Origin of the sequence: Actinomadura hibisca NBRC 15177 (assembly GCF_001552635.1) — a bacterium.
Lineage (GTDB): Bacteria > Actinomycetota > Actinomycetes > Streptosporangiales > Streptosporangiaceae > Spirillospora > Spirillospora hibisca.
Genome location: NZ_BCRO01000025.1, coordinates 56,585 through 80,185 on the forward strand (window position 1 = coordinate 56,585; position 23,601 = coordinate 80,185).

Here is a 23,601-nt window from a genome sequence, read left to right on the forward strand (position 1 = left end):
GCGTCGGCGACGCCGAATCCGCCACCGCGCGGAACCGGGGACCCAACCGCCGGCGTCCGGAAACGTTTCCGGACCTGCCAGCACCCGGGGTGAATCGGCTGCCTCTCCTCGTCTCCCGTCGAGTCCGGCATGCCGTAGGGCCACTTCCCGCCCGAACCCGTCAGCTAACCCGGTAGGCGTCTGGAAGAAGGAGCGACCCCTGTCCAGTCACGCTGTCTCCAGCACCGCCCGCCGCACGCGCATCGCCGGCGGCCTCGTCGCGGCCACCGCCGTGCTCACCCCCGTCCTCGCGGTCGGCAACACCACCACGGCCCACGCCGCCACCCCGGTGGCCAAGGTCGTCAAGCAGGCCAAGAAGAAGTCCTGGGCCGAGCGCCAGAAGCTCGCCAAGAAGGCCGTGGCCTACGCCTACAAGAAGCGGGGCAAGCCCTACCGCTACGGCGCCACCGGCCCGAACGCCTTCGACTGCTCGGGCCTGGTCCAGTGGTCCTACAAGAAGGCTGGAGTCCAGCTCCCCCGCGTGACCGGCTCGCAGTACCGGGCCGTCAAGAACAAGGTGGCCTGGAAGAACCTCTCCCCGGGCGACCTGGTGTTCTTCAACGGCAAGAGCCATGTCGGCATGGTGGCCAAGAAGAAGGGCCGCACCCTTTACATGATCCACGCCCCGCACACGGGCAGCCATGTGAAGGTCGTGAAGCTCGACAGCTACCGCAAGCGCACCTTCGCCGGCGCCGTCCGCCCCTACTGACGGCGGCCCCGCGCCAGGGCGCGGCCGTCCGCCCCCTCGGGCGGCCGCGCCCCTCCCCCCTTGCCTCACACTCCCGTTCCGGGAGATCGACCGAAAACCACGTTCGGGCGCGAACGCGCCCACCGCCGAGTTCGCCGTGCCCATCACGGGCCGCGGAGCCGGGGACCCAACGTCCCACGGGGTGAATCGGCCGCCACGCGGCCGTAGGGCAGCTTCCACGCCCGAACCCGTCAGCTAACCCGGTAGGCGGTATGGAAGCCGAGGAGATCCTTCTTTGTCCGGCAAGCACCGCAAGCCCACCGCCCTGACCCTGACCCTGCGCGCCACCGGCACCTTCGTCGCCGGCGCCGCCGTCATCGGCACCGCCGCCACGGCCGCCTCCGCCACCGTGTCCGTCCCCGGGCAGGACGCCCCGGCGCACGGCCCCCTGGCCTCCACGCAGCTGGCCGCCGCGCCGCAGCAGGCCCCCGCCAAGATCCCCGCCAAGGCCGCAGAGAAGCCCACCGGCAAGGCCGCCGAGCACGCCGCCGCCGGGAAGGCCGCCCCGAAGAAGCGCCCCACCGCCGACGACGCCATCAAGATGGCCAAGTCCCAGGTCGGGGTGAAGGAGAACTCCAACGGCGAGACCAAGTACCAGGACTGGTACATGACCACCTCGCGCGCCCGCGAGACCGTCAAGCGCGACGGCGGCTCCATCCAGGGCTACAACGACGCCCAGTGGTGCAGCATGTTCGTCTCCTGGCTGGGCGAGCGGCTGGACTTCAACGACCAGTTCGGCGAGGACGCCTGGACCGTCGAGCACGCCCGCTTCTTCCAGAAGGAGGGCCGCTGGGGCACCAAGCCCAAGCCCGGCGCGATCGTCTTCTTCGCCTGGGACGGCGGCAAGGGCAACCACGACATCGTGCACGTCGGCATGGTGATCAAGGACAACGGGGACGGCACCGTCAAGACCGTCGAGGGCAACACCGGCAACGCCGTGCAGATCAAGACGCGCAACACCGCGCAGATCGTCGGCTACGGCTACCCGGACTACGCCAAGTAATCCGGGCCGGTGACCGGGGTCCCGCGACCTGTCCGCCCAGGTCCGTGCCGGTCCGCATAGGATCGCCCGCATGACCCGGGACCCCGCCGAACCAGACGGCCCCGCCGCCCCGCCGGAACCCTCCGGCCGGGCGGCGGGGCCGTTCGCGCGCCGGCGGGTCCTCGTGCTGGCCGCCGCCGCGACCGCCGCCTGCCTGGCCGCCGGGCTGGGCCTGGCCGCCGCGTCGACGGACGCCCCCGCCGCCCCGCCGGACGCCGCCCGCTCCCCCGCCCCCGCGTCCGCCCTGGACCGCCGGGCCGCCGAGACCGTCCTCGCCAACCGGGCCCGCGCCGTGCGCGACCGGGACCGCACCGCCTTCCTGGCCACCGTCGCCACCGCCCCGGCCGCCTTCCAGCAAGCCCAGGCGCAACTGTTCGACAACCTGCGCAAGCTGCCCCTGGACGACTGGCGGGAGCGGGTCGCGGGCGTCGAGAACGGGGACGGCCCCGGCGCCGTCACCGTCCGGGTGGCCCTCAGCTACCGCCTCGGCGGCTACGACCGCGCCCCGGTCACCCGGACCCGCTACCTGGCGTTCGCGCCCCGCTCGGGCACCTGGGTGATCAGCGGGCTCCCCGCGCGCGGCCCCGGCGACGCCGAGATGTGGGACGGCGGCCCGCTGACGGTGGTGCGCGGCCGCTCCAGCCTGGTCGTCGGGGACGCCCCGGGACTGCCGGAGATCGCCCGGCGGCTCGACCGCGCCGTCCCGGCCGTCTCGCAGGTCACCGGCACCGGCTGGCCGCGCCGCGCGGTCGTGCTGGCCCCGGCCGGACCGGAGCGGGCGAGCGCGCTGGCCGGGCCCGACCGGGACCTCACCGAGATCGCGGCGCTGGCCGTGGTCACCGGGGACGCCGCCCCCGGCGGCGGCGACCGGATCATCGTCTCCCCCGCGACCTTCGCCCGCCTGAACGAGCTGGGCCGCGAGGTCGTGCTCACCCACGAGCTGACCCACATCGCCACCGGCGGCGCCCGCGACGGCCGCACCCCGGTCTGGCTGATCGAGGGCCTGGCCGACTACGTCGGCTACCGGAAGGCGAAGGTGGGGGTGCGCGCGGCCGCCGGGGAGCTGGCCCGCGACGTCGCCGCCGGGCGGCTGCCCGACGCGCTGCCCGGCCCCGACGCGTTCGAGGGCGGCTCCGCGCGGCTCGCCCAGTCCTACCAGGAGTCGTGGCTGGCCTGCCGGATGATCGTCGAGCGGTACGGTGAGGCGACCCTGCTCCGGCTCTACCGGGCCGCCGGGCGCATGTTCGAGGACGCCGCGCTGCGCTCGGCGCTGGGCGTGGACCGGGCGCGCTTCACCGCGCAGTGGCGCGACTACCTGCGGAGGGAATTGCGTTGAGCGAGCCCGCGGCCGAACCCGCCTCCGAGCCCGTTTCCGGGCCTGGCGTGGAGCGGAAGCCCCGGCGGGCCGCCCTGATCACCGCGCTGCTGCTGTTCGCGGCGGTCGGGGTGATCCTGGTGGTCACCACGCCCTGGAACCCGCTGCCGGGACACGTGCCGGGCGGCCGCGCCACCCCCGATCCCGCGCTGGACTTCACCCCGGCCCAGATCGCACGCTCCCGCGCCTTCGACGACGCGCTCAACCCCGTCGCCTACGGCCGCCTGGTCGTCGGGCTGCTGGTGGTGCTGGCCCTCGGGCTGACCCCGCTGGGCGCGCGCCTGATCGGCCGGACCACCGCCCGCGTGCGGCGCTGGCCGCTGCGCGTCATGGTCGCGGCGGCCGTGCTGGCGGTGGTGTTGCGGCTGGCGGCGCTGCCGTTCGGCGTCTGGGGCGAGTCGGTGCTGCGCCGCTACGGCCTGTCCACCCAGTCCTGGCCCGCCTGGCTGCTCGACCAGCTCAAGTCGCTGGCGGTCGCCTGGGTGATGTGGACGATCGTCCTGCTGCTGCTGTTCGCGCTGGTGCGGCGCTTCCCCCGCTACTGGTGGACCGGGGCCGCCGCCGGGGCGTTCGTGCTGGTGGTCGCCGGGTCGTTCCTGTACCCGGTGGCGGTGGAGCCGGTGTTCAACAAGTTCCACTCGCTGCCCGCCGGGACGTTGCGCACCGACCTGCTGGCGATGGCCGAGCGGGACGGGGTGCCGGTCGAGGACGTGCTGGTCGCCGACGCCTCGCGCCGCACCACCTCGCTGAACGCCTACGTGTCGGGCTTCGGCTCCACCCGCCGCATCGTCGTCTACGACACGCTGCTGAAGTCGCCGCCCGCCCGGATCGAGTCGATCGTGGCGCACGAGCTGGGCCACGCCAAGAACAACGACGTCCCGGCGGGCACGATGATCGGCGCGCTGGGCGTGGCGGGCGCGGTATGCGTGTTGTACCTGCTGCTGTCGTCGCCCCGGCTGCTGCGCCGCGCGGGCGTTCCGGAGCGGGACGGGTCCGGGGTGAACGGCGGGGACGGCCCGGCCGACGTCCGGACCGTGGCGCTGCTGCTCGCGCTGTTCGCCGTCGCCATGCAGATCGGCGGCCCGGTGCAGAACCTCATCAGCCGCCACATCGAGGCCCGCGCCGACGTCCACGCCCTGGACCTCACCCGCGACCCCGGCACGTTCGTGTCGATGCAGCACGAGCTGTCGGTGCGCAACATCTCCGACCTCACCCCCAACGGCCTCGAACGGCTGCTGTGGATGTCGCACCCCGCCGGGCCCGAGCGCATCGCGATGGCCCGGGACTGGGCCAGGATGCACGGCGTCCCGGCCCCGCCTCCCCTCAACCGGCGGTAGGGCCTCCAGGAGCGGAAAAGCGGTGAGCCCGCCTCTCCACCATGACGTGGAGGACGGGCTCACCGCGCAAGGGGTGGCTCAGGCGGGTGGCTCAGGCCGGCGCGGGGTCCTGCGGCCCGGCCGTGACCGACCGCTTCAGGGCGCTGCCCTTCACCCAGTCGTCCCAGTCGAGCTGCCAGTAGCCCCAGCCGTTCTCGGGTTCCAGCTCGCGCTTGGAACCGGTCACCTTGAACGGGTCGCCCCGGTAGGAGAAGTTGTAGAACCAGCGCGCGTTCGCCGGGCTGGCGTTGACGCAGCCGTGGCTGACGTTGTTGTTGCCCTGCGAGCCCACCGACCAGGGCGCGCTGTGCACGTACTCGCCGCTGTTGGAGATCCGCACGGCCGAGTGCACGACCTGGCGGTAGTAGTCGGGGCAACCCTTGGGGCAGCCGACCGTGGTGGAGTCCATGACCACCGGACTGTCCTTGTCCATGGTCAGGTGGTCGCCGTTGGTGGTGGTGTACTTCAGCAGCCCGCCCTTGCCCATCGACACGGGCATGCGGCGGACGGTCTTGCCGTTCTTCTTCACCACCAGGATGTGGTCGTTCTCGCTGGCGCGGCTGATGTGCTCGTCGCCGATGCGGAAGTTCACCGTCTGGTTGCGCTCGCCCCACACGCCCTTGGCCATCCGCACGCCGCTCAGGTGCGCGCGGAAGGTGACCTTCGTCTGCCGGGGCCAGTGCTTGCGGGTCCGGAACACCACGCTCTGGTCGCCGAACCAGTGCCAGGCGCCCTCGACCGGCTTGGCCGACCGCACCTCCAGCGCCCGCTCCACCGCCGCCTTCTCGGTGACCGCCTGGTCGAACCGGAGGATGATCGGGATGCCGACCCCGACGGTCTCCTTGTCGTAGGGCGCCTCGACGTTGGTGGCCAGCGTCCTCTTCACCTTGGCGGTGCGGAAGGTCCGGGTGACCGTCGCGGTCCTGCCGTCGCGGCCCAGCCCCGTCGCGGTGACGGTGTACTCGGTGTCGGGGTTCAGCGCCCAGCGCGAGCGCCAGCCGGTCCGGCCGGGCTGCATCTGCCCCTCGACCGGTTCGCCCTTGGTGGTGACGGTGACGTTCTCGACCGTGCCGCTCCGCGCCTGCACGGTGATGGGGCTGTCGGGCCGCACCCGGCCCGCCTGCTCGGCGGGCGAGAGCGTCAGGTCGACGGCTTCCTTGACGGCCACCGCCTTCGTCGGGGCGCCGCTGCCACCGGAACAGGCCGCGGCCCCCGCCGCCATCGTCGCGCCGAGCAGCAGGGCGGTGGCCCACCGCCCCCGGTCCGCCGATCCTGAGACGCCGCCGCGCACCGTCAACCCCCGGTCGTCACTGTGTACATCGTCACTGCAGGCAAACAAACGCGTCCGCAGCGTGGTCGCCGGGACGTGGCCCATTATGAAGGGGGCCGGCACCCGCGCGAACGCGAAACACCGGCCCCCTGGGGTTCCTTTGCCGATCAGTGGCTGAAGTGCCCCCGGTAGTACTCGAAGACCAGCCCGATCGTGGCCATGACGGCGGCGCAGACGCCGGCGAGGACCAGCCACCAGCCGAACACCACGCCGAGCGCGATGGCGGCGGCCGACAGGGCCACGAACAGCGGCCACCAGCTGTGCGGGCTGAAGAAACCCAGCTCGCCGGCCGCGTCCGCGATCTCACCCTCGGGGTCGTCCTCGTACAGCGGCCCGCCGTTGGCGTTCTCCAGCCGGCGGATCGTGAAGTGGATGTAGAACCCGATCAGCCCGGCCAGGCCGACGGCCAGGGCCATCGCCGTGGTGCCGGTCCAGTCCTTCGACCAGAGCCAGTAGACGACGTCGGTGGCGAGGAAGAACAGCGCGCACCCGTAGAACATGAACGCCTGAACGCGCATGGGTTACTTCCCCCCCTCGTACTTCTTCTTGGCTTCCTTGGACTCCAGCACGCCGGTGCCCGTGGAGGCCCGCGCGGCCGCCGCGCCCGCAAGCTCGCCCTTGGCGCCCACGTGCGGGTGGTGCAGGTCGAACGCCGGACGCTCGGAGCGGATCCGCGGGATGGAGTTGAAGTTGTGCCGCGGCGGCGGGCAGGAGGTGGTCCACTCCAGCGAGCAGCCGTAGCCCCACGGGTCGTCGACCTCGACCTTCAGGCCCTTCTTGTGCGTGATGTACACGTTGTAGAAGAAGGGCAGCAGCGAGCAGCCGAGGATGAACGAGAAGATCGTGGAGACCTGGTTCAGCCCGACGAACTCGTCGGCGTAGTCGGCGTAGCGGCGCGGCATGCCGGCCGCGCCCAGCCAGTGCTGCACCAGGAAGGTGCCGTGGAACCCGATGAACAGCAGCCAGAAGTGCACCTTGCCGAGCCGGTCGTTCAGCATCTTGCCGGTGAACTTGGGCCACCAGAAGTAGAAGCCGGCGAACATCGCGAACACCACCGTGCCGAACACGACGTAGTGGAAGTGCGCCACCACGAAGTAGGAGTCCGACAGCTGGAAGTCCATCGGCGGCGAGGCCAGGATGACGCCGGTCAGGCCACCGAACAGGAAGGTGACCAGGAAGCCGAGCGACCACAACATGGGCGACTCGAACGTTAGTTGTCCTCGCCAGATCGTCCCGACCCAGTTGAAGAACTTCACCCCCGTGGGCACGGCGATGAGGAACGTCATGAAGGAGAAGAACGGCAGCAGCACCTGGCCGGTCACGAACATGTGGTGCGCCCACACCGTGATCGACAGGCCCGCGATGGTGATGGTGGCGAACACCAGGCCCACGTAGCCGAAGATCGGCTTGCGGCTGAACACCGGAAGGATCTCGGTCACGATGCCGAAGAAGGGCAACGCGATGATGTAGACCTCGGGGTGGCCGAAGAACCAGAACAGGTGCTGCCACAGCAGCGCCCCGCCGTGCGCGGCGTCGAACACGTGCGCGCCCAGCTTACGGTCGGCCTCCAGGGCCAGCAGCGCGGCGGCCAGCACCGGGAAGGCCAGCAGCACCAGGATCGAGGTGAGCAGGATGTTCCAGGTGAAGATCGGCATCCGGAACATCGTCATGCCCGGCGCGCGCATGCACAGGATCGTGGTGATGAAGTTGACCGCGCCCATGATCGTGCCGAAGCCCGACATCGCCAGGCCCATCACCCACATGTCACCGCCGATGCCCGGCGAGCGGACCGCGTCCGACAGCGGGGCGTAGGCGAACCAGCCGAAGCTGGCCGCGCCGTTCGGGGTGAGGAAGCCGGCCAGCACGATCAGGCTGCCGAACAGGAACAGCCAGTAGGCCAGCATGTTCATGCGCGGGAACGCCACGTCGGGCGCGCCGATCTGCAGCGGCATGATCACGTTGGCGAAGCCCGCGAACAGCGGGGTGGCGAACATCAGCAGCATCACCGTGCCGTGCATGGTGAACAGCTGGTTGAACTGCTCGTTGCTCATCATCTGCATGCCGGGCTTGTACAGCTCGGCGCGCATCAGCAGCGCCATGACGCCGCCGATGAGGAACATGAGGAACGAGGTGATCAGGTAGAGGTAGCCGATCACCTTGTGGTCGGTGGAGGACATCCAGTTGGCGATGAGCCGCCCCTTGGACGTCCGCGACGCGGAGATCGGCGCGCTCGGTGCGTGACTGATCGTGGTCACTTGACACCTCCCGCGGCCTTGGCCTTGGCATCGGCGAGGAACCGGGCGTACTGCTCGGGCGAGACCACCTGGAGCTGGAACAACATCCGGCTGTGGTCGACGCCGCACAGCTCGGCGCAGCGGCCCTCGTAGGTCCCGGTCTTCTTCGCCGTGAACTCGAACTCGTTGGTGTAGCCCGGCATGACGTCCTTCTTGTACAGCAGCGCCGGGACCCAGAACGAGTGGATGACGTCGTTGGCGTGCAGCCGCACGCGGACCTTCTGGTTGGCCGGGATCACCATCACCGGCTTGGCCCCCGTGGGGGCGTTCGGAGCCACCGGGACGCCGACGACCGAGGCGACGGTCTGGGCGTCCTTCTGCGGCCCGGACTTGTAGTCGAACTGCCAGCTCCACTGGAACCCGAGGACGTCGACCGTCACGGCCGGGTCCTTGGAGAGGCGCTCGACGTACTCCTCGTCACGGGCGGTGAAGAAGAACAGGACGCCGATGATGACGAACGGGACCGCCGTGTAGAGGATCTCGATCGGCATGTTGTAGCGCACCTGCGGCGGCAGGTCGTTGGAGCGCTTGCGGTGGAACACCACCGCCCAGAGGATCAGTCCCCAGACGACGATGCCGACGGCGAACGCAGCGATCCAGGAGCCCTGCCAGAGCTTCAGCATGCGCTCGGCCTGGTCACTGATCGGCTCGGGCATGCCCAGGCGGGACATCTCGCCGCTGCACGCGGTGGCGGTCAGCGCCAGCAGGCCCAGCGCGCCGGCGCTTCTCAATGCGCGGCGACTGCGCACAGGCGTACGCCGCTCCCTAGAGCGGGTCGGACTCACGGAATGCCTTCCCCACGGATGAGAGCCCAGGGAACTCCCGGGCGGTGAGATCAGTTGTTACACGTTTGGTGGACACAGTAGCGCGAGGGTCTCCACCACCCCCGCTTGGGTGCCCGGTTAGTGTTCTGGCGTGGCTAACTCCGACGCGCCCGGCGCCTACTTCGACGCCGCCTCCACCGAGCCGCCGCACCCGGCCGCGCGAGCGGCCCTGCTGGGCGCGCTGGACGCCGCCTGGGCCGACCCGGCGCGGCTGTACGGACCGGCGCGCGCGGCCCGGCTGACGCTGGACCAGGCGCGCGCGAAGGTGGCCGGGGTGCTGGGCGCGCGGCCCGACGAGGTGTCGTTCACCGGGTCGGGCACGCAGGCCGTTCACCTGGCGATGCTGGGCGCGCTGGCGGCGCGCCGCCGCGCCGGGCGGCACCTGGTGGTGAGCGCGGTGGAGCACTCCAGCGTCCTGCACGCCGCCGCGCGGCACGAGCGCGACGGCGGCGAGGTCACGACCGTCGGGGTGGACCGGCACGGCCGGGTGGACGCGGCCGAGTTCGCCGCCGCGCTGCGCCCCGACACCGCGCTGGCATGCCTCCAGTCGGCCAACCACGAGGTGGGGACGGTGCAGCCGGTGGCCGAGGCCGCCGAGGCGTGCCGCGCCCTGAAGGTGCCGCTGTTCGTGGACGCCGCGCAGTCGGTGGGGCGCGCGCAGGTCCCCGAGGGCTGGTCGCTGCTGGCCGCCAGCGCCCACAAGTGGGGCGGCCCGCCCGGCGTGGGCGTGCTGGTGATCCGCAAGAACACCCGGTGGCGGTCGCCGCTGCCGGAGGACGAGCGGGAGAACCGCCGGGTGCCGGGCTTCGAGAACGTGCCGGGCGCGGTGGCCGCGGCGGCGGCGCTGGAGGCGTACCGGGCGGAGATGGCCGCCGACGGGCCGCGGCTCTCGGCGCTGGTGGACCGCATCCGCGCGGCGGTGCCGCGCGCCGTCCCCGACGTGGAGGTGGTGGGCGACCCGGAGCGGCGGCTGCCGCACCTGGTGACCTTCTCGTGCCTGTACGTGTCGGGCGAGGCGCTGCTGACCGAACTGGACCGGCTGGGATTCGCGGTTTCGTCGGGCAGCTCGTGCACGGCGGATACGCTGCGTCCCAGTCACGTGCTGGAGGCGATGGGGGTGATTACCCATGGGAACGTCCGGGTATCGCTGCCGCGTGGCGCCGCGTCGGGCGACGTCGACCGTTTCCTGGCCGTGCTCCCCGACGCCGTCGCCCGGTTGCGCCGGACCGCGGGAGTGAGCCTTCCATGAAGCCCTGCGACATGCCCTGCGACATGCCTTGCGAGACGACCGGACGAGAGGGGCGGGCCCGCCGATGAGGTTCCGTAGCCGTGCACGTCGGGAGGACGGGCGCCACGCCGGCGGGGCGGCCGGGCCGGAGCCCGCGCCGCAGCCGGGCGGACCGCCGCCGGTGCTGGTCATCGACGCGCTGGGGCGCAAGTGCCCCATCCCGATCATCATGCTGGCCGAGCGCATCCGCGAGGTGCCGGTGGGCGAGATCGTCGCGGTGCTCGCCGACGACGTGGCCGCCCGCACCGACGTGCCGGCGTGGTGCCGGATGAAGTCGCAGGACTTCGTGTGGGAGGAGACCCTGCCGCGCGGCGGCTGGGGCTTCCACATCCGGCGTTGTTACTGAGGGGCCGGATCACCGGGCCCGGCCGCCCCGGGCGTGTCCCCGGGGCGGCGGGCCGGAGGCGTCAGGGGTTGCGGCAGGCGAGGTGCGGCGCGACGGCGTCGGCGGCGTCCTGGCCGTAGGCCCCGGCCAGCCGGTCCAGGAAGCCCTGGCGGCCCAGCGCGTACTCCTGCGGGCCGGCGGTCTCCAGGACGTGGGCGGCGATCACGTTGCCGACCTGCGCGGCGGCCTCCAGGGACAGGCCCCAGGCGGTCGCGGTCAGGAACCCGGCGCGGAAGGCGTCGCCGCCGCCGGTCGGGTCCACGACCTTCTCCACGACCACGGCCGGGACGTGCAGGCCGGGCTCGCCCTTGCGGTCGATGGACACGCCCTTGGCGCCCAGCGTGGTGATCCGGGTGCCGACGCGGTCCAGGACGTCGGCGTCAGACCAGCCGGTCTTCTCCTCGGTCAGCGCCTTCTCGTACTCGTTGGTGAACAGGTAGGCGGCGCCCTCGATGAGCCGGCGCACCTCCGGGCCGCCCATCCGGGCGAGCTGCTGGGAGGGGTCGGCGGCGAACGGGATGCCGCGGGTGCGGGCCTCGTCGCTGTGCCGCAACATGGCCTCGGGGTCGTTCGGGCTGACCAGCACCAGGTCCAGGCCGCCCACCCGGTCGGCGATCGGCTGCAGCTCGATCTCGCGGGCCTCGCTCATGGCGCCCGCGTAGAAGGTGGCGATCTGGTTCTGCTCCTGGTCGGTGTTGCACAGGAAGCGCGCGGTGTGGTGCAGCTCGGACACGTGCACCGAGGCGGTGTCCACGCCGTGCCGCTCCAGCCAGGACCGGTAGTCGGCGAAGTCGTCGCCCACCGCGCCGACCAGGATGGACTCCTTGCCGAGGCTCCCCATGCCGAAGCAGATGTTGGCCGCGACGCCGCCGCGCCGGATGTCGAGCTGGTCGACCAGGAACGACAACGAGACGCGGTCGAGCCTGTCGGGCATGAGCTGGTCGGTGAACCGTCCGGGGAAGGTCATCAGGTGGTCGGTCGCGATGGAGCCAGTCACGGCGATGCGCACGGCGTCGCTCTCCTTGGGAATGTCGTCCGGCTGTGTGTCCGGCTGTTCGTCGACCCCGCCCAGGGGGTCGCGGGCTCCACGAAGACTACTTGCCCCCGCGACACGTGTCCCGTTCGGCGCCGGCCCTCGGACGGGCCCGGACATGGGAAAAGAGCGGCCCGAAAAGGACTCCGGACCGCTCTCCCGCCGTGCTGGTTCGTGCTAGTTGAACGAGTCGCCGCAGGCGCACGAGCCCGAGGCGTTGGGGTTGTCGATGGTGAACCCCTGCTTCTCGATCGTGTCCACGAAGTCGATCGTGGCGCCGGTGAGGTAGGGGGCGCTCATCCGGTCCACCCGGACGTTGAGGCCGTCGAACTCCTGCACCTGGTCGCCGTCCATCTCCCGCTCGTCGAAGAAGAGCTGGTAGATCAGGCCGGAGCAGCCGCCCGGCTGCACGGCGACGCGCAGCGCGAGGTCGTCGCGTCCCTCCTGCTCCAGCAGGGCGCGGGCCTTCTCAGCGGCGGCGTCGGTGACGACGACGCCCTGCTGGGTGGTCTCCTGCGTGCTCTCGCCTGAAACCGTCATGTGTTCAGCTCCCGGGTCTCGCTACTGCGCCGCGTGGCGCGGCTCTCTGTCGCATGTCCACGGAGACGGCGTCCGCCTCTTCCCACGGACAACGTACCTCGCGGCTCGGCCATTCCGCCTACGCCCAGTGTTTCACGCGACGGGCGGGCCGAACCCCGCCGTGCTGCGGTCCACGTCACATCGGGCCGCCGGTCCGGGCCCGCCGGGCGTGTGCCATCATTAGTCGTCAAAGCGACGATAAGTCTGCCGTCGCAGGAGGGAGACTCCCGTGACCACCCCCGTGCGCGACCTTCCGCTGCTGCTCCTGGGCGCCGGCTCCGACCCGGCCAGCGAGCGCGGCGTGGACTGCCCCGGCGAGCTGCCGCCCGCCTCCGACCCCGCCCTGGTGGAACGCGCCAGGGCCGCCAAGGCCGCGCTCGGCGACCGGGTGTTCGTGCTGGGGCACCACTACCAGCGCGACGAGGTCATCCAGTTCGCCGACGTGACCGGCGACTCGTTCAAGCTGGCGCGGGAGGCCGCCGCCCGGCCCGATGCGCCCTACGTCGTGTTCTGCGGCGTGCACTTCATGGCCGAGTCCGCCGACATCCTCACCGCCCCGCACCAGCAGGTCGTGCTGCCGGACCTGGCGGCGGGCTGCTCCATGGCCGACATGGCGACCTTCGACCAGGTGGAGGAGTGCTGGGAGGTGCTGGAGGAGGCCGGGATCGCCGACGAGGTGGTGCCCGTCACCTACATGAACTCCTCGGCCGACATCAAGGCGTTCGTGGGACGGCGCGGCGGCGTGGTGTGCACCTCGTCCAACGCCAAGCGGGCGCTGGACTGGGCCTACGCCAAGGGCAAGAAGGTGCTGTTCCTGCCCGACCAGCACCTGGGCCGCAACACCGCCGTGCTGGAGATGGGCTTCGAGCTGGACGACTGCGTCGTCTACAACCCGCACCGCCCCGACGGCGGCCTCACCCGCGCGCAGATGGCCGACGCCAAGATGATCCTGTGGCGCGGGCACTGCTCGGTGCACGGCCGGTTCAGCAAGGCGTCGGTGGACGACGTGCGGGCCCGCGTCCCCGGGGTGAACGTGCTGGTGCACCCCGAATGCCAGCACGAGGTCGTGCTCGCGGCCGACCTGGTGGGCTCGACCGAGTACATCATCAAGACGGTCGAGGCGGCCCCGGCCGGGTCGTCGTGGGCGATCGGCACCGAGCTGAACCTGGTGCGGCGGCTGGCCACCGAGCACCCGGACAAGAACGTGATGTTCCTGGACAAGGCCGTCTGCTTCTGCTCGACCATGAACCGCATCGACCTGCCCCACCTGGTGTGGTCGCTGGAGGCGCTGGTGCGCGGCGAGGTGGTCAACCGCATCCAGGTGGACGAGGAGACCGCGCACTACGCCCGCGCGGCCCTCGACCAGATGCTGGCGCTGCCGTAGCCTGCCGGTCCCCGCGCGTCCCGGAAGGCCCTCCGGGGCGCGCGGGTCCGGGCCGGCGGGGCCGCCGCCGCGCCGGTCCGGTCACTTCAACGCGTAGACGACCTCGGCGGTGACGCGCTGCTCGCCCTCGCCGGGGCTGAGGTGCCCGCCCGCGTCGGCGATCATCGCTTTCGGGATCAGGTGGGGCGGCAACGCGTCCACCGTCACCAGCCGCAGGGTGACGACCCGGCCCAGCTTCCGTCCGGCGAGCCGCGCGACCCGCTGGGCCTTGGCGCGGGCGTCGGCGACGGCCAACTCCTGGGCCCGCGCCAGCTCGGCCGACACGTCGGCCTTGTCGAAGGTGACCCCGTCCAGCCGCACGTCCGGGCCCGCCGCCATGATCGCGTTCAGCGTCACGTGGGCGCGCGGCAGGTCGCGGACGGTGGCCGACACCGACTCCGAGCCCCGGTAGCCGCTGACGGTGCGCGGCTCGGTGGTGGTGTACTCCGGCTGGACCGACAGATCGGTGGTCTTCACGTCCCTGGCGGCCACCCCGGAGTCGGTGATGACCTTGACCAGCCGGGCGGCGGCCGTGCCGACGGCCTGGTAGGCGTCGCCGGGGGCGGAACGGGTCAGCTCGACGCCCGCCCGCACGTACATGATGTCGGGCCGGACCGGCACCCGGCCCACGCCGGTCACCTCGATCCGGTCCTCGCGCCGCTTCCCGGCGGCCTGCCCCGCCGTCTGCGCCGCCGTCTGTCCCGTGGCCTTCCCCGTGGTCCGGTCGGCGGCGTCCGCCTGGGCGGGCAGGGCGGCGGGCACGGCCCCGGCCAGCACCAGCGCGGCGGCCGCGGCCATCCTCATGATCTTCGTGTTGCTCACAGCCGCCATCCGACCACCGGCGGCGGGCCGCCGCCCCGAGGCGCGGGTCAAGGCCGGGTAAGGATGTCGGGCGGGCCGGAGCGCGGGCTCAGATGGCGGAGTTCTCCACCCAGTGCTCCAGCAGGGCGGCGTCGCCGTCCACCTCCAGCCGCGGGTCGACGGGCCGCAACCGCCCCCACAGCAGCAGGTAGAGGTCGCTCACCGTGCCGCGCACGGCGACCTCGGCCGCTCCCCCGCCCTCGCGCCAGGTGAAGCCCTCCGGCTCCAGCCGGACGGTCCAGGACGCGTTCACGTCGGTCGCCGCGAACCCCAGCGTCTCGTCGTCGCCCCGCAGGTTCTCCACCTTGGGCGCGAACGCCGCCGCGCTGGGCAGGTTGACCAGGAACTCCGCGACCCCGTCCAGGGCGACGGCGGTGTCCACGACCGGGGCGCGGCCGAGGGCGAACTCGGCGTCGCAGCGGTGCACGGCGGTCTCGTGCACCATCCGGCGCGCCCAGAAGGAGGCGTGCGGGTCCGGCCCCCAGGTCCACATCGGGGTCCCGGGGTCGACGGTGCGCAGCGCGCCGACCAGGGCCGCGCCGCCCTCGGCGAACCAGTCGGGCAGCCCGCCGCTCTCCGGCGGGAAGGTGACGCCGAGGTCGCGCAGCCCCACGCGGCGCGGCGTGCGGACCCGGACCATGCCGCCCGCCCACCGGTGCACCCCGCCCAGGTGCCGGACCAGGTCGGCCGTCGTCCACCCCGGGCAGGTGGGCACCGGCCGCGCGTAGTCGGCCTCCGCGAGCACCGCCGCGAACGCGGCGATCTCGGCCTCGACCGCGGCGCAGTGCCGGTCGTGGTCCTGCTGCTGTCCCGTCACGGTCTCCTCCTCCGCGGCCCGGTACGTCGTGATCGAGCCTGTCACACCCGGCGTACGGTCAGGTCAGGGGCGTCCCAGACCGCGAACCGGCGGCCGGGGTCGGGCTCGATCGGCAACTCCGCGGCCAGGGCCCCGCGCGCCCTCTCCTCGACGGTGTTGTTGCGGCCCGAGCGCGCGCCGTCGCCCCGGGGAGCGAACGGGTAGAAGGTGCCCCGCCCGTACAGGTGGACCAGCAGCAGCCGTTGCCCGTCCCCTCGGCGGAACCCCACGGCCGCGAACAGCAGGTACGCGCCGAACCCGGCCTCCGTCAGCACCGCGCCGACCGTGTGCAGGTCGGCGGCCAGCCGATCCAGGCCGTCCGGCGGACGCTCCATCCGCAACCAGGCGTGGCCGTGCGGGTCCTCGACGGTCTCGGTGGCCGGGCCGTCGTGGGTCAGGAGCCGGGCGACCTCCCGCCGCGCCCGGCCGAACGCGCCGAACGCGCCGCCCTCGACCAGGCGGTGGCACACCGCGCCCGCGCCGGTGGGCGCCAGGCCCGTCGCCGCCTCCAGCGCGGCGGCCCCCTCCACCAGCGCGAACAGCCGGTCGGCCGGGGACCGGCGCGGGGCGGGGCGGCCGAGCACGCCGTCGAGGAGCCCCATGCGCTCAGCCCCCGTCCGCCAGCCGCTGGGACACCAAGGTGAGACGGGCGGTGCGGCGCTCCAGCGACGGGTGGCTGCACAGCAGCTCGGGCGGCCGCCGCCGGTCGGGCGCGGCCCGCGCCACGCACAGGGCGTTCACCGGGCGCAGGGCGCGCCGGTCGGCCGGGGCGGCGTCGGCCATCCCGGTGTGGATCTTGGCGAGGGCGGCGGCCAGCGCGCCGGGGCGGCCGGTGAGCAGCGTGCCGGTGGTGTCGGCGCACAACTCGCGGTAGCGCGACAGCGCGAGGCTGGTCACCAGGCCGACCAGGTGCAGCGGCAGGACGGCCAGCGCCACCGGGGCCAGCAGCACGGCGATCGGCAGCGTCGCCAGGCGGCGAGCCAGCCCCAGCCAGAACCTCAGGAACAGCTCGGCGCACATCGAGGGGAAGGCCGCGACCGACGCCACCAGGACGTCCCGGTTGGCGATGTGGGCCATCTCGTGGCCCAGCACGCCCGCCAGTTCCTCGGGGGTGAGCCGCTCGCGCAGGCCCCGCGTGACGCACACGACCGCCGCGCCGGGCCCCGATCCGGCGGCGAAGGCGTTCGGGGCCGCCAGGTCCGACACCGCGACGCGGGGTTTGGGCAGGTCGGCGGAGACGCACAGGCGCTCTACGATCGCGTGCAGCTCGGGCTCCCGGTCGGCGGTCACCTCGCGGCCCTCGGCGGCCCACAGGGCGAGCCGGTCGGTGTAGCGGCACACGGCCGCCGCCAGCACGACCGCCGCCGCCACGGCGGCGAGGCCCCAGACGGCGCCGAGCAGGAAGAAGGGCAGCGCTGTGGCGGCGTAGACCAGCAACACCAGGAACATCGTGAGCAACATCCGGCGGGCCAGGACCGGATCGGGCTCGTACGGCGGCCGTGCCTTGTGCGGTGGTGCCGCGTCCGGCGGCCGGGGCGGGGCTGAGGAGGCCATCGGTCACTCCTACGGTCGGTGCTCCGTCGACCGTAGGACGAGCGGCGCTCCCGATCGATGCCATATGACACAAATGGGGCGCTAGATCGCCTTACAGGCCGGGCGCGCCCCAGACGGGGAACCAGCGGCCCAGGTCGTCCTCGAACGGCAGGTCGGCACCCACCGCGCCGCGCACCTCCAGCTCCAGGGCGTTGTCGCGGCGGTCGCCCGGCAGCGGCGCGAACGGGTAGAACGTGCCGCGCTTGTACAGGTAGACCAGCGCGAGCCGCCGCCCGTCGGGGCCCTGGAAGCCGACCAGCGAGCAGAGCAGGTGCGGGCCGAAGCCCCCGGCCTCCAGCGTGGCGTTCACCGCGTGCAGGTCGGTGACCAGGCCGGGAAGGTCCTCGGGAGCGTGCCGGGCCAGCAGCCAGGTGTAGCCGTAGTCGTCGGTGCTGAACTCGACGGCGGGGCCCTCGTCGGCGTCGAGCAGCTCCTGCACGTCGCGCTGGAGCCGGGCGAACGCGCCGCCCTCGGGGGCCCGGAAGCACACCGAGCCGAGCCCGGTGGGGGTGAAACCGGCCGCCGCCTCCAGCGTCACCGCCGCCGTGGGCAGCGCGAACAGCCGGTCGAGGTCGGGCTTGACCGGCTTGGAGCGGCCCAGCAGCGTGTCCAGGAAACCCATCGTCTACTCTCCCCTGCCCAGCTGGGCCGAGATCTTCTGGAGCTGCGCCAGCCGCTTGTCCAGCGGCGGGTGGGTGGCGAACAGCGCCGAGACGCTGAAGCCCTTGGCGAAGGCGGGCGCGAAGAAGAAGGCGTTGAACGGCTCGGCGGCGCGCAGGTCCCGGGTGGGGATGCGGGCGATCTCCCCCGACACCTTGGTCAGCGCGCTGGCCAGCGCGGACGGCCGCCCGGTCAGCAGCGCCCCGGCGCGGTCGGCCGACAGCTCGCGGTAGCGCGACAGGGCGCGGGTGAGCACGAAGCTGACGCCGTAGGCCACGGCGCTGACCGCGATCACCGCCAGCAGCACCACGCCGGTGTTCTGGTCGCCGTCGCGGCGGTTGAAGCCGCCCCACAACCCCCACTCCAGTCCGAAGCGGGTGACCAGCCCGGCGCACACGCCCAGGAACGAGGCGATGGTCATCACCGCCACGTCGCGGTGCGCGACGTGCGCCATCTCGTGCGCGAGCACGCCCTCCAGCTCCACCGGGTCGAGCCGGCGCAGCAGCCCGGTGGTCACGCACACCACGGCCTTGCGCTGGTTGCGGCCGGTGGCGAAGGCGTTGGGCATGTCGGTGTCGGCCACCGCGACGCGCGGCTTGGGGGCGTCCGACAACGCGCAGATGCGGTCGATCACCCCGTGCAGCTCGGGCATCTCCGCGGGCGACACCTCGCGGCCGTGCATGGCGAACAGCGTGAGCCGGTCGGAGTAGAAGTACTGGACCAGCAGGAACACCATCGCCGCGACCAGCGCGAACACGCCCCACTTGGGGGCGATGACGAAGAACGCGCCCACGAAGACGACGTACACCAGCCCCAGCAGGAACATCGTCACCAGCATGCGCGAGGTGAGCCCACGATCGGGCGCGTAACGCGTTCTCGCCATCCGGACCCCCTGTCCCCCGGCCGTGCGCCGTGCGGCGCGCCGTTCATCGATACGAACGATCTCTGCCCGTGCTTCGCGCACGGGCGGCGGGGGGACGCGGGAGGCCGGTCAGTCGGGGATCAGCCCGCTGTCCCCCAGCATCTGCCGGACCTCGTCGATGTGGGCGTCGGCCGGCGGCAGGATCAGCTCCGACGGCTCCAGGCTGTCGGCGGGCAGCGCCTTGCCGACCCGGCGCACGTCCTCCAGCAGCGCGTGCAGGGCGCTGCGGAAGCGCGTCTCGTCCCCGGTCTCGATCGCCGCCTCCAGGGCGTCGTCGAGGGTGTTGAGGGCGGCCAGCTCGCCCTCGGGCACCTCCAGCTGCCCCTCCCCCATGATCCGGACGATCACTGGGCACCCCCGGGCTGCTGCGGCCACGGGGCCTGCTGCGGGGTGTCGTGCCGCGGCTGCTGCTGCCCCTGCTGCGCGCCGGGGTTGAGCTGCTTGGGCGCCGGGCCCTGGCCGAGCTCGGCCTTCAGCGCCTCCAGCTCCAGGTCCACGCCGGGACCGCTGTTCATGCGGTCGAGCTCGGCCTGGATGTCGTCCTTGGGACCGGAGAAGTCCTCCAGGGCGCCGGAGGCCAGCAGCTCGTCGATGGCCCCCGCGCGGGCCTTCATGTTCTCGGTCTTCTCCTCGGCGCGCTGGATCGCCAGGCCCACGTCGCCCATCTCCTCGGAGATGCCGGTGAACGCCTCGTTGATCTTGGTCTGCGCTTCGGCCGCGGTGTAGGTGGCCTTGATGGTCTCCTTGCGGGTGCGGAAGGAGTCGACCTTGGCCTGCAGCCGCTGGGAGGCCAGCGTCAGCTTCTCCTCCTCGCCCTGCAACTGCTGGTACTGCGCGCGCAGGTCGGTGAGCTGGGACTCCAGCATCGACTTGCGGCTCAACGCCTCGCGGGCCATGTCCTCGCGGCCGACCTGCAACGCCTTCTTGGCCTGCTCGGTGCGCTTGTCCTGCTCGCGTTCGAGCCCGTTGATCTGGAGTTCGAGTCGCTTGCGGGAGGTGGCGACGTCGGCAACACCCCGCCGGACCTTCTGCAACATCTCCAGCTGGCGCTGGTAGGAGTAGTCCAGGGTCTCGCGAGGATCTTCCATCTTGTCCAGGGCCTTGTTCGCCTTGGACTTAAAGATCATCGACATTCGCTTCATCACGCTCATCGCGCGGCGCCGGTCCCTTCGTGTGCTGTCTGCTCAGTCACAAACTGGGCTCAATGACCACTGCTGGGGTTCATATCACCCTACGCGTTAACGCGCGAGGCAGCCACGATGTTCGCAGCCGGTAGGCTGATCCTCGTGTTCCGACGTCGTACCCAGGAAGCCCCCGAAAATCCTCCTCAGGTAGTAAAGCCCGGAGGAAAGGGCCGCCCCACGCCCAAGCGCAGCGAGGCCCAGAAGCTTCGCCGCCAGCCGATCACGGCTCCGGCCAACCGCAAGGAGGCCTATCGGAAGCTGCGCGAGAAGCAGGCCGCCGACCGCGTCAAGCAGCGCGAGGGCATGGCCCGGGGCGAGGACCGGTACCTGCTCAAGCGGGACAAGGGGCCGGTCCGCCGCCTGGCGCGCGACTACGTCGACTCCCGCCGCACCGTGGGCTCCTACCTCATGTACGTGATGTTCGCGATCGTGGCGGTCAGCCTGCTGCCGCTCGGCGCGGCCAAGCTGCTGTCGCTGCTGATCCCGCCGGTGCTGCTGGCGGCGGTGTTCGTCGAGGGCCTGCTGATCAGCCGCGGCGTCAAGAAGCTGGCCGCCGAGCGCTACCCGAACGAGGACGCCAAGGGCGCCGGGCTGTACGCGGCGATGCGCGCGATGCAGATCCGGCGGCTGCGAATGCCCGCGCCGCAGGTGAAGCTGGGCGACAAGGACAAGGTCGGCCTGGCCGAGTGACGGAGCCGGGTGACAGGGCCGGGCGACAGGGCGGGGTGACGGCGGGGCCACCAGCGGAGTGACCCGCCCGGCCCGCCGGTCCTGATCTAGGGTCGGAGCATGGAGTTCCGACGCCTGGGCCGCAGCGGCCTGAAGATCAGCGAGATCGCCTACGGTAACTGGCTCACCCACGGCTCCCAGGTCGAGGAGGACGCCGCGCGCGCCTGCGTCGCGGCGGCCCTCGACGAGGGGATCACCACCTTCGACACCGCCGACGTCTACGCCGGGACCCGCGCCGAGGAGGTGCTCGGCCGCGCCCTGCACGGGCAGCGCCGCGAGGGGCTGGAGATCTTCACCAAGGTCTACTGGCCCACCGGCCCCGGCCCCAACGACCGGGGCCTGTCGCGCAAGCACGTCTTCGAGTCGATCCACGGGTCGTTGCGCCGCCTCGGCACCGACTACGTGGACCTCTACCAGGCGCACCGGTTCGACTACGAGACGCCGCTGGAGGAGACCCTCCGGGCGTTCGAGGACCTGGTGCGGCAGGGCAAGGCGCTGTACATCGGGGTGTCGGAGTGGCGCGCCGAGGAGATCGAGCGCGCGCTGAAGATCGCCGACCAGATGGGCTTCGACCGGATCGTCTCCAGCCAGCCGCAGTACTCCATGCTCTGGCGGGTCATCGAGGGCGAGGTCCTGCCCTTGTGCGAGCGCGAGGGCATCGGCCAGATCGTGTGGTCGCCCATCGCGCAGGGCGTGCTGACCGGCAAGTACAAGCCGGGGCAACCGCTGCCGGAGGGCTCGCGCGCCACCGACGACAAGGGCGGCGCCGACATGATCAAGCGCTACCTGGACGACGACGTGCTGACCCGGGTGCAGGAGCTGCGGCCGATCGCCGACGAGCTGGGGCTGACGATGGCGCAGCTCGCGATCGCCTGGACGCTCCAGCACCCGGGCGTCTCGGCCGCCATCGTCGGCGCGTCGCGGCCCGAGCAGGTCCGCGACAACGTCCGCGCCGCCGGGGTCAAGCTGGACGCCGAGGTGCTCGCGCGCATCGACGACGTGCTCGGCGACTCGGTGATCCGCGACCCGGGCAAGACCGGCAGCCCGCCCCGCCGCCCCTGAGCGGCCCTTTCACGGCGCGTCCCGGACGCCCGGCCACCGCGCGGTGGCCGGGCGTCCGGCGCGTCACGCCGGCTCGTCCAGGCTCATCGGGTAGACGGTCCTGTCGCCGTCGACCAGGACCACCTTGTCGATCCCGTCGCCCTTGAGGCCGCGCCAGTTCTCGCCCAGCCACGACTCCGCGTCGGCCTGCGTCGAGAACGTCTCCTCCGACGTCCCCGCCACCTCACCGCCGGCCTTCTCCAGCCGCCAACTCCACGCCATCGCCACGACCTCCCTCGTCAGGCTGAGAGTAGCGGCCCCCGGACCGCCATAAAGTGTCCGGTCATCATGGACTTCACGCTTCTGGGATCGGCGGCGGCCGGCGGCTGGCCCGCCGAGGGCTGCCGCTGCGCCTCCTGCAACCGGCTGCGGACCGTCGGACACCAGGTGGAGCCGTTCTCGGCCCTGCTCGACGGGCGGCCGCTGGACGAGTGCGAGAGCCGCCCCGTGCCGGGCGGCCGGGTCGTGATCGGTCGAAGCGGCACCCGCGTCCTGGTGGCCGGGGGCCCCGGCGCGCGCCCCGAGCCCGAGCCCGGCGTGGTCTACGACGTGCTGCTGCTGGACCTGATCGCGGCCCCCGACCATCTGGGGGCGTTGCGCCGCGCGGGCGCGGTCCGCACCGGCGGCACGGTCGCGCCCGTCCACGTGGACCACCGCGTGCCCTCGGCCGAGGAGCTGGACCGGCGGCTGGCGTTCTGGCTACGGCCGCCGGGCGGCCCGCATCGCACGCTGCTGCTGGGCGGCTCCCGGTCGGGCAAGTCGGCCGAGGCCGAGTTGCGCCTGATGGGTGAGCCCGAGGTCACCTACGTGGCGACCGGCCAGGACCGTCCCGGCGACGCCGAGTGGGCCGCGCGGATCGACGCGCACCGGCGACGCCGCCCGGCCTGGTGGCGGACCGCCGAGACCACCGACCTGCCGCCGCTGCTGGCGTCGGCGACCGGCGCGCTGCTGATCGACGGGATCGGCACCTGGCTGGCGGCGGTGATGGACGAGACCGGCGCGTGGGACGACCCGTCCGCCGTGGAACCCCGCCTGGAGGAGCTGGTGGCCGCCTGGCGCGGCACCCGGGCGCGGGTGGTAGCGGTCAGCGACGAGGTCGGGTTGTCGCTGGTGCCGACGACGAGGTCGGGGCGGGCGTTCGGCGACGCGCTGGGGCGGCTGAACCAGTGGCTGGCCGCCGAGTCCGAGGACGCCGCGCTGGTCGTGGCCGGGCGCGTGGTGGACCTGCCTTGCTGAACGGGGCCCGGCTCGCGGTCACGCTCCTGACGATCGTCCCGCTGCCCACCGGCGCGGTGGACCGGGCGGCGGGCCGCTGGGCGATGCTGCTCGCGCCCGCCACCGGGCTGATCGTCGGCGGCGGCGCGGCGCTGGTGCTGCTGCTGGGCGACGCCGCCGGGCTGAGCCCCCTGCTGGGGGCCGCGCTGGCGGTCGCGGCCATGGCGGCGCTGACGCGGGCGCTGCACCTGGACGGGCTGGCGGACCTGGCCGACGGCCTGGGCAGCGGCAAACCGGCCGCCGACGCGCTCGCGATCATGAAGCGGTCCGACATCGGGCCGTTCGGCGTGGTGACGCTGCTGCTGGCGCTGCTGGTCCAGGTCGCGGCGCTGGCGGCGGCCCCGCAGCCGCCGGTCGCGGTGCTGGTCGCCGCCGTCGCCGGGCGGCTGGCGCTGCCCTGGGCGTGCCGGACGGACGTCCCCTCGGCCCGGCCGGGCGGGCTGGGCGCGCTGGTGGCCGGGACGGTGGGCACGCCCGCCGCGCTGGCGGTGACCGCCGTCGTGGCCGTCGCGTCCCTGGTCGCCGGGCCGTTCGGCGTCGCGGCGGTGGCGGCGGGCCTGGCGGCGGCGCTGGTGACGCTCCGGCGCGCCGTGCGCCGCCTGGGCGGGGTGACCGGCGACGTGTTCGGCGCGCTGGTGGAGATCGCCGCCACCACCGCCCTGGTGGTGCTGGCCGCCGCCTGAC

Annotated in this window: 26 protein-coding genes and 2 riboswitches; of the genes, 11 read left to right on the plus strand and 15 right to left on the minus strand. The window is 72.8% G+C overall.

What is annotated here, in order from left to right; translation table 11 throughout:
* Nucleotides 1-194: riboswitch (cyclic di-AMP (ydaO/yuaA leader) on the plus strand.
* A 77-nt stretch (nt 195-271) separates the two neighbouring features.
* The 4 genes from AH6_RS12045 (at nt 272) to AH6_RS12060 (ending at nt 4,541) form a co-directional block, all read left to right on the plus strand.
* Nucleotides 272-748 carry a C40 family peptidase gene (locus tag AH6_RS12045; RefSeq protein ID WP_067478426.1) on the plus strand — a complete coding sequence of 159 codons (477 nt, stop codon included), beginning with the start codon at nt 272-274 and terminating at the stop codon, nt 746-748.
* 122 nt (nt 749-870) lie between these two features.
* A riboswitch (cyclic di-AMP (ydaO/yuaA leader) is annotated at nt 871-1,011 on the plus strand.
* A gap of 11 nt (nt 1,012-1,022) precedes the next feature.
* The gene (locus tag AH6_RS43660; RefSeq protein ID WP_067478429.1) at nt 1,023-1,790 is read left to right on the plus strand and encodes a CHAP domain-containing protein; all 768 of its coding nucleotides are present in this window, start codon (nt 1,023-1,025) and stop codon (nt 1,788-1,790) included.
* Nucleotides 1,791-1,860: 70 nt separating this feature from the next.
* A complete protein-coding gene (locus AH6_RS12055) occupies nt 1,861-3,165 on the plus strand; it encodes a hypothetical protein (RefSeq protein WP_157431416.1) in 1,305 nt (434 codons plus the stop codon).
* Entirely contained in the window at nt 3,162-4,541 is a 1,380-nt protein-coding gene (locus AH6_RS12060) for a M48 family metallopeptidase (RefSeq protein WP_083982657.1), read from the plus strand. Before AH6_RS12055 ends, AH6_RS12060 begins: the two co-directional genes overlap by 4 nt.
* A 91-nt stretch (nt 4,542-4,632) precedes the next feature.
* Here the strand turns inward: AH6_RS12060 and AH6_RS12065 are convergent, their stop codons facing one another.
* The 4 genes from AH6_RS12065 to ctaC all read right to left on the minus strand — a co-directional run bounded on the left by AH6_RS12065 (nt 4,633) and on the right by ctaC (nt 8,935).
* Nucleotides 4,633-5,871: a L,D-transpeptidase gene (locus tag AH6_RS12065; protein ID WP_245679284.1), complete on the minus strand. Its 1,239-nt coding sequence runs from the start codon at nt 5,869-5,871 to the stop codon at nt 4,633-4,635.
* A 146-nt stretch (nt 5,872-6,017) separates the two neighbouring features.
* On the minus strand, nt 6,018-6,428 hold the full coding sequence (locus AH6_RS12070; protein WP_067478432.1) for a cytochrome c oxidase subunit 4: 411 nt from the start codon (nt 6,426-6,428) through the stop codon (nt 6,018-6,020).
* Between the two features lie 3 nt (nt 6,429-6,431).
* Nucleotides 6,432-8,165, minus strand: coding sequence for an aa3-type cytochrome oxidase subunit I (gene ctaD, locus AH6_RS12075; protein WP_067478435.1), 1,734 nt, complete (start codon nt 8,163-8,165; stop codon nt 6,432-6,434).
* On the minus strand, nt 8,162-8,935 hold the full coding sequence (gene ctaC, locus AH6_RS12080; RefSeq protein ID WP_083982659.1) for an aa3-type cytochrome oxidase subunit II: 774 nt from the start codon (nt 8,933-8,935) through the stop codon (nt 8,162-8,164). The genes ctaD and ctaC overlap by 4 nt, the downstream gene beginning before the upstream one ends.
* A gap of 184 nt (nt 8,936-9,119) precedes the next feature.
* Here ctaC and AH6_RS12085 point away from each other — a divergent pair, with 184 nt between their 5' ends.
* Both AH6_RS12085 and AH6_RS45835 read left to right on the plus strand, forming a co-directional pair.
* Entirely contained in the window at nt 9,120-10,277 is a 1,158-nt protein-coding gene (locus tag AH6_RS12085; protein ID WP_067478441.1) for a cysteine desulfurase family protein, read from the plus strand.
* A 160-nt stretch (nt 10,278-10,437) separates the two neighbouring features.
* On the plus strand, nt 10,438-10,662 hold the full coding sequence (locus AH6_RS45835) for a sulfurtransferase TusA family protein (protein ID WP_067478443.1): 225 nt from the start codon (nt 10,438-10,440) through the stop codon (nt 10,660-10,662).
* Between the two features lie 61 nt (nt 10,663-10,723).
* On the opposite strand, the gene AH6_RS12095 is transcribed toward AH6_RS45835, so the two are convergent.
* Nucleotides 10,724-11,710, minus strand: a complete 987-nt coding sequence (locus tag AH6_RS12095; RefSeq protein ID WP_067478447.1) for a carbohydrate kinase family protein — start codon at nt 11,708-11,710, stop codon at nt 10,724-10,726.
* 201 nt (nt 11,711-11,911) lie between these two features.
* Nucleotides 11,912-12,274 carry a HesB/IscA family protein gene (locus AH6_RS12100; RefSeq protein WP_067478450.1) on the minus strand — a complete coding sequence of 121 codons (363 nt, stop codon included), beginning with the start codon at nt 12,272-12,274 and terminating at the stop codon, nt 11,912-11,914.
* A 268-nt stretch (nt 12,275-12,542) separates the two neighbouring features.
* Here AH6_RS12100 and nadA point away from each other — a divergent pair, with 268 nt between their 5' ends.
* Nucleotides 12,543-13,697 (plus strand): quinolinate synthase NadA, encoded by a 1,155-nt coding sequence (nadA, locus tag AH6_RS12105; RefSeq protein WP_067478453.1) that lies wholly within the window; start codon nt 12,543-12,545, stop codon nt 13,695-13,697.
* Nucleotides 13,698-13,778: 81 nt separating this feature from the next.
* Here the strand turns inward: nadA and AH6_RS12110 are convergent, their stop codons facing one another.
* From AH6_RS12110 to AH6_RS12145, 8 genes are all read right to left on the minus strand, one after another.
* Nucleotides 13,779-14,558 carry an SIMPL domain-containing protein gene (locus AH6_RS12110; RefSeq protein ID WP_067478456.1) on the minus strand — a complete coding sequence of 260 codons (780 nt, stop codon included), beginning with the start codon at nt 14,556-14,558 and terminating at the stop codon, nt 13,779-13,781.
* Between the two features lie 88 nt (nt 14,559-14,646).
* Nucleotides 14,647-15,414 carry a maleylpyruvate isomerase family mycothiol-dependent enzyme gene (locus AH6_RS12115; protein WP_067478605.1) on the minus strand — a complete coding sequence of 256 codons (768 nt, stop codon included), beginning with the start codon at nt 15,412-15,414 and terminating at the stop codon, nt 14,647-14,649.
* Nucleotides 15,415-15,455: 41 nt separating this feature from the next.
* On the minus strand, nt 15,456-16,055 hold the full coding sequence (pspAB, locus tag AH6_RS12120; RefSeq protein ID WP_067478459.1) for a PspA-associated protein PspAB: 600 nt from the start codon (nt 16,053-16,055) through the stop codon (nt 15,456-15,458).
* A gap of 4 nt (nt 16,056-16,059) precedes the next feature.
* Nucleotides 16,060-17,007, minus strand: coding sequence for a M48 family metalloprotease (locus AH6_RS12125; protein WP_083982665.1), 948 nt, complete (start codon nt 17,005-17,007; stop codon nt 16,060-16,062).
* Nucleotides 17,008-17,098: 91 nt separating this feature from the next.
* Nucleotides 17,099-17,668 carry a PspA-associated protein PspAB gene (pspAB, locus tag AH6_RS12130; protein WP_067478462.1) on the minus strand — a complete coding sequence of 190 codons (570 nt, stop codon included), beginning with the start codon at nt 17,666-17,668 and terminating at the stop codon, nt 17,099-17,101.
* Nucleotides 17,669-17,671: 3 nt separating this feature from the next.
* Nucleotides 17,672-18,589 (minus strand): zinc metalloprotease HtpX, encoded by a 918-nt coding sequence (gene htpX / locus AH6_RS12135; RefSeq protein ID WP_067478465.1) that lies wholly within the window; start codon nt 18,587-18,589, stop codon nt 17,672-17,674.
* 108 nt (nt 18,590-18,697) lie between these two features.
* Entirely contained in the window at nt 18,698-18,976 is a 279-nt protein-coding gene (gene pspAA, locus AH6_RS12140; RefSeq protein WP_067478469.1) for a PspA-associated protein PspAA, read from the minus strand.
* Nucleotides 18,973-19,779 carry a PspA/IM30 family protein gene (locus tag AH6_RS12145; RefSeq protein WP_218005786.1) on the minus strand — a complete coding sequence of 269 codons (807 nt, stop codon included), beginning with the start codon at nt 19,777-19,779 and terminating at the stop codon, nt 18,973-18,975. Before AH6_RS12145 ends, pspAA begins: the two co-directional genes overlap by 4 nt.
* Nucleotides 19,780-19,914: 135 nt before the next feature.
* Here AH6_RS12145 and AH6_RS42305 point away from each other — a divergent pair, with 135 nt between their 5' ends.
* Together AH6_RS42305 and AH6_RS12155 are read left to right on the plus strand one after the other, a co-directional pair.
* Nucleotides 19,915-20,502: a DUF3043 domain-containing protein gene (locus AH6_RS42305; protein WP_245679283.1), complete on the plus strand. Its 588-nt coding sequence runs from the start codon at nt 19,915-19,917 to the stop codon at nt 20,500-20,502.
* 99 nt (nt 20,503-20,601) lie between these two features.
* A complete protein-coding gene (locus AH6_RS12155; protein ID WP_067478478.1) occupies nt 20,602-21,603 on the plus strand; it encodes an aldo/keto reductase family protein in 1,002 nt (333 codons plus the stop codon).
* Nucleotides 21,604-21,666: 63 nt separating this feature from the next.
* Here AH6_RS12155 and AH6_RS12160 read toward each other — a convergent pair whose 3' ends face one another.
* Entirely contained in the window at nt 21,667-21,864 is a 198-nt protein-coding gene (locus tag AH6_RS12160) for a hypothetical protein (RefSeq protein ID WP_067478481.1), read from the minus strand.
* Nucleotides 21,865-21,930: 66 nt separating this feature from the next.
* Here AH6_RS12160 and AH6_RS12165 point away from each other — a divergent pair, with 66 nt between their 5' ends.
* Both AH6_RS12165 and AH6_RS12170 read left to right on the plus strand, forming a co-directional pair.
* Complete coding sequence (locus AH6_RS12165) at nt 21,931-22,878, plus strand: bifunctional adenosylcobinamide kinase/adenosylcobinamide-phosphate guanylyltransferase (protein WP_067478485.1); 948 nt, start codon at nt 21,931-21,933, stop codon at nt 22,876-22,878.
* Entirely contained in the window at nt 22,872-23,600 is a 729-nt protein-coding gene (locus tag AH6_RS12170) for an adenosylcobinamide-GDP ribazoletransferase (RefSeq protein WP_067478488.1), read from the plus strand. The genes AH6_RS12165 and AH6_RS12170 overlap by 7 nt, the downstream gene beginning before the upstream one ends.
* Nucleotide 23,601: the final 1 nt, after the last annotated feature.

Excerpts from the sequence above, each read along its gene's own strand:
- AH6_RS12125 (WP_083982665.1), bottom strand. The coding sequence starts at position 17,007 with ATGGCCTCCTCAGCCCCGCCCCGGCCGCCGGACGCGGCACCACCGCAC.
- AH6_RS12160 (WP_067478481.1), bottom strand. The coding sequence starts at position 21,864 with ATGGCGTGGAGTTGGCGGCTGGAGAAGGCCGGCGGTGAGGTGGCGGGG.
- AH6_RS12070 (WP_067478432.1), bottom strand. The coding sequence starts at position 6,428 with ATGCGCGTTCAGGCGTTCATGTTCTACGGGTGCGCGCTGTTCTTCCTC.
- pspAB (WP_067478459.1), bottom strand. The coding sequence starts at position 16,055 with ATGGGGCTCCTCGACGGCGTGCTCGGCCGCCCCGCCCCGCGCCGGTCC.
- pspAB (WP_067478462.1), bottom strand. The coding sequence starts at position 17,668 with ATGGGTTTCCTGGACACGCTGCTGGGCCGCTCCAAGCCGGTCAAGCCC.
- htpX (WP_067478465.1), bottom strand. The coding sequence starts at position 18,589 with ATGGCGAGAACGCGTTACGCGCCCGATCGTGGGCTCACCTCGCGCATG.
- AH6_RS12100 (WP_067478450.1), bottom strand. The coding sequence starts at position 12,274 with ATGACGGTTTCAGGCGAGAGCACGCAGGAGACCACCCAGCAGGGCGTC.
- AH6_RS12165 (WP_067478485.1), top strand. The coding sequence starts at position 21,931 with ATGGACTTCACGCTTCTGGGATCGGCGGCGGCCGGCGGCTGGCCCGCC.
- AH6_RS12145 (WP_218005786.1), bottom strand. The coding sequence starts at position 19,779 with ATGAGCGTGATGAAGCGAATGTCGATGATCTTTAAGTCCAAGGCGAAC.
- AH6_RS12055 (WP_157431416.1), top strand. The coding sequence starts at position 1,861 with ATGACCCGGGACCCCGCCGAACCAGACGGCCCCGCCGCCCCGCCGGAA.
- AH6_RS12155 (WP_067478478.1), top strand. The coding sequence starts at position 20,602 with ATGGAGTTCCGACGCCTGGGCCGCAGCGGCCTGAAGATCAGCGAGATC.